We start from the raw sequence: 4335 nt of genomic DNA on the forward strand, positions 1-4335 counted from the left end.
CACCATGGCCATGAGCAGCAGGCCCTTGTCCACGGCGTGCCATTCCAGCGCCGCGCTCAGCTGTTTGCGCCAAGTCCTGATCTGCCGCAAGACCCATCCCCTGTTCTTGTTGTGATGCGTGGGCGCTATCTCAGCACAGCGCGCGGCGGCATGCCAGCCCGGCCGGACGGGCGCCGGCGCGGCTGCCTGCGCGGATGCCGGAAACGCGGACGCCGGCACGAGGCCGGCGTCCGGAGGGTGCCGCGACGGGCTCAGAAGCGATACTTGCCCGCCAGGATGTTGGCATGCACTTCGGCATCCAGCGGCACATAGGTCGTGGTGCCCGGCAGCAGCACGTAGAGCGGTTCGCCGCCGGTCTTGGCCGGGTCGAAGCCCTCGTTCTTCAGGCCGGACTTCTGGTACTTGAAGGTGCCGGTGGTCTCCATGGCGGTCTTCACGCGCAGGAACAGCGGCACGGCGTAGGCCGGCAGCTCGCGCTTCAGGTGCTGGTAGAGACCGTCGAAGTCGATCTGGTGCCCGGCGTGCGGCGTGATGGCGGCCATGCCGGCGCGGCCGTTGGTGTTGGCGATCTCGACGCCGTAGACCACGGCTTCGGCGAGGTCGGCGTGGCCGGTCGCGATGTTCTCGACTTCGGTGGTCGACACGTTCTCGCCCTTCCAGCGGAAGGTGTCGCCGGTGCGGTCGACGAACTGGGCGTGGCGGAAGCCGATCTCGCGCATCAGGTCGCCGGTGTTGAAGTACTTGTCGCCGTTCTTGAACACGTCGGTGAACACGCAGGAGGCGTTCTTGCCGGCGTCCGTGTAGCCGTCGAACGGGGTCTTGTCGGTGATCTCGCCGATCAGCAGGCCGACCTCGCCGCGCTTGACCTTGATCATGCGGCCCTTGGCGTCGCGCACCGGGGCTTCCTGGTCCTTGTCGTACTTCACCAGCGCGTAGGGCATGGGAGAGAAGCCGACGGTGTTGTCGAAGTTGAAGATGTTGGTGAAACCGACATTGCCTTCCGAGGAGGCGTACAGCTCGGCCACCTGCTCGATGCCGAAGCGCTCCTTGAAGGTGCCCCAGATGTTCGGGCGCATGCCGTTGCCGACGATCTTGCGTGCCTGGTGCTGGCGGTCCAGCGGCGAGGCCGGGCGTTCCAGCAGGTAGCGGCAGAGTTCGCCGACATAGCCGAAGGCAGTGGCGTTGTACTTGCGGATATCGTCCCAGAACTCGCTGGCGGAGAACTTGCGGCGGATGGCGAGAGCCGCGCCGCCGGCGATCACCGANAGCCGAAGCCGCCGTAGGCCTTCATCCAGCGGCCGTTGTTGAAGATGGCAGCCTTGGGCAAGCCGGTGGTGCCCGAGGTGTAGATGTAGTACAGGCCGTCGTTGCGGTAGATCTGCTGCGTGGTCGGCGGGTTGTAGCTCGGGCTGCCCTGCAGCTCGATGGCGAGGTTGCGCCATTCCGCCGGCGCCGTGCCGGGGTTGCTCAGGGTGTCGGCGTCGTCGAGCCAGAAGCAGTTCTGCGACTTCACGCTGAGCTCGGACTGCACCTCGATCAGGTTCTGCACGCACTCGGCGCCGGCCACGATCATTTTCGGCTTCACCAGGTTGACGCTGTGGATCAGCACCTTGCCGGTCTGCGAGGTGTTCACCAGCGCCGCCACCACGCCGATCTTGGCCAGGCCCAGCGACATGACCAGCAGTTCCGGGCGGTTCTCGACCAGCACCGTGACCACGTCGCCCTTCTTCAGGCCCTGGGCCAGGAAGAAGTGGGCGATGCGGTTGGCCCACTGGTTGAACTGGGCGTAGGTGTAGGAGACATCGCGGTAGAACAGGGCCTTGCCGTGCGGGTTCTCGCGCGTGGCCTTCTCGAAGGCCCAGCCCAGCCCCATGGGCTTGCTGTTGTCGGTGCTGTTGGCCATGAGCAGACCCTGCACCATGCGCGGCGCCTTCAGCGCGAGGCCGGGGATCTTGCGCAGGACATCCAGGGGCGAGATGACATCTTGATGAGCAGTCATTGATTATCCTCTGCCGCCCTTCGGTGCGAGCGGGCCGGCTGATGGCGGCGCCCGCCGGGGCGGCCGCGTACGACAGGTACGGGACGGCAAAGCACCATCCCAAGACAGGGGGCCTAAATTAACCGCGGCGCAAGGTGCCCGCAAGACTTGACGGGCAGGGAATGACTGCGGCAGTTGTCAGAGTGTGCTGACAACCGCCGTGGTCCTGGTGCGGAATGCGCGTGCTGTCAGCGCTTCTTGCCGGGCAGGGTGCCCATGATCTTGCAGATGATGCCGAGCATGACTTCGTCGGCGCCGCCGCCGATCGAACCCAGGCGGCCGTCGCGATAGGCGCGCGCCACCGGGTTGTCCCAGGTGAAGCCCTGGCCGCCCCAGTACTGCAGGCAGCTGTCGGTGACTTCGCGCATCAGGCGGCCGGCCTTGAGCTTGGCCATGGAGGCGGTCATGGTCACGTTGTCGCCGGCGATGTGCTGTTCGCAGACCGAGTGCACGAGGCCGCGCAGGGCCTCGATCTCTGTCATCAGCTCGGCCAGGCGGAAGTGCACCACCTGCTGGTCGAGCAGCGGCTTGCCGTAGATCATGCGCTGGCGCGCGTAGTCGATGGTCAGCTCCACGCACTTGCTCATGCCGCCGAGCGCGCTGGCGGCGCAGAAGATGCGCTCTTCCTGGAACTGCAGCATCTGCATCATGAAGCCCATGCCTTCCGAGCCGATGACATTGGCCTGCGGCACGCGCACGTTGTCGAAGAACACCTGCGCGGTGTCGGAGCTGCGCTGGCCGAGCTTGTCGATGGGGCTGGAGAACGAGATGCCCGGGGTCTTCGACGGCACCACGATCAGCGACTTGTTGTTGTACGGACCCTCGTCGCTGGTGTTGGCGAGCAGGCAGAAGAAGTCGGCCTGCAGGCTGTTGGTGATCCACATCTTGGAGCCGTTGATGACGTAGTCGTCGCCGTCCTTGACGGCCTTGGTCTTGATCGCGGCCACGTCGGAGCCGGCATGGACCTCGCTGACCGCGATCGAGGCCACGTATTCGCCGGCGATGGCTTTGCTCAGGAACTGCTCCTTGAGCGCGTCGGAGCCGAAGCGGGCGATGGCCGGCGTCGCCATGTCGGTCTGCACGCCGATGGCCATGGGAATGCCGCCGCAGGCGATGCGGCCGAGCTCCTCGACCACCACCATGTTGTAGGAGTAGTCCAGCCCGGATCCGCCGTATTCGACCGGCTTGTGGACGCCGAGCAGGCCCAGGTCGCCCATCTTGCGGAACAGTTCGTGGGCGGGGAAGCGGCCTGCCGCCTCCCAGGCGTCGACGTGCGGATTGACGTCGTTCTCGACGAACTGGCGGGTGGTGCGGCGCAGTGCTTCGTGTTCTTCGGTAAAGCGCATGTTGCAACCTCGGATCGTGTGGGTGCCGTTGGATGAAAGCGGGCTATTTCCTGTCGCGTGAATGCGCGGCCCGGTCGCGCTGACCATGCGGTCACGGCTACCTTAATGAGGTTCGGTTCATTTTGCAAAACTTGAATACAGGAAATTTTCGGTAATGAAACGACCGCTTCAGCCCGCCGCTCCGGGCACGGTCGGCGGCTCCGGCGTCTCCAGATAGCGCCTGACGATATCGGCCAGGCCGTCGCAGAGCTGCTCGAAGGTGATTGGCGGATTCGGCGTCGACAGGTGGTGCAGCATCATGAAGATGCCGGTGTTGATCATGATGTAGGCCATGGCCTGCAGGTCGACCCGGCTGGCCTGCGCGGGCTGGCTGACGACATAGGCCATGACCAGCTGCATGAGCATCTGCCGGATCGGCTCGGCGTAGTTCAGCGAGTCGTGATGCACGAGCTGCCGGGCCACGCGCAGATAGCGTTCGTCATCACGCGTGAGCAGGGCGCCGAAGCGGCGCAGCAGCTCGCGCACGCCGTCGTCGGCGGGCATCTGCACGATGGCCGGCGTGGTGTCCTGGATCAGCGTCACCACTTCGTTGATGAAACGCTGGTGCATGGCATCGAACACGGCTTCCTTGTTGCTGAAGTATTCGTACAGCGAACCGATGCTGATGCCGGCGGTCTCGGCGATCTGACGGGTGGTGGCGCTCGCGCCGTGGCTGGCCACGGCGCGGATGCCGGCTTCGATGATGGCCTCGACGGTGGCTTTGGAGCGGCTCTGCTGGGGCTTTCTGGTCATGCGGCTGAATCCGGCTTGAATCCGATCATTTGTTCAGGATAGCGTATTTCCTGATGAAAGTGACATCGAATGATGTCATTGTCTGCCGGGCACGGGCGCATCGGGCCCGGTGCCGGCATTCGGGAGGCAGTCCATGAACAAGCAGAAGCATCGGTCCGG

2 protein-coding genes and 1 pseudogene are annotated in these 4335 nt (G+C 64.9%); all 3 read right to left on the reverse strand.

Annotated features, from left to right (window positions below; genetic code table 11):
- Window positions 1-251: 251 nt before the first annotated feature.
- Window positions 252-1999, reverse strand: a pseudogene (locus tag C5O18_RS06880) (long-chain-acyl-CoA synthetase).
- A 227-nt stretch (window positions 2000-2226) separates the two neighbouring features.
- The gene (locus tag C5O18_RS06885; protein ID WP_105192657.1) at window positions 2227-3384 is read right to left on the reverse strand and encodes an acyl-CoA dehydrogenase family protein; all 1158 of its coding nucleotides are present in this window, start codon (window positions 3382-3384) and stop codon (window positions 2227-2229) included.
- Between the two features lie 168 nt (window positions 3385-3552).
- The gene (locus tag C5O18_RS06890; protein ID WP_105192659.1) at window positions 3553-4176 is read right to left on the reverse strand and encodes a TetR/AcrR family transcriptional regulator; all 624 of its coding nucleotides are present in this window, start codon (window positions 4174-4176) and stop codon (window positions 3553-3555) included.
- Window positions 4177-4335 lie beyond the last annotated feature (159 nt).

The organism is Amnimonas aquatica, assembly GCF_002943415.1.
Taxonomy (GTDB): Bacteria; Pseudomonadota; Gammaproteobacteria; order Pseudomonadales; family Moraxellaceae; genus Perlucidibaca; species Perlucidibaca aquatica_A.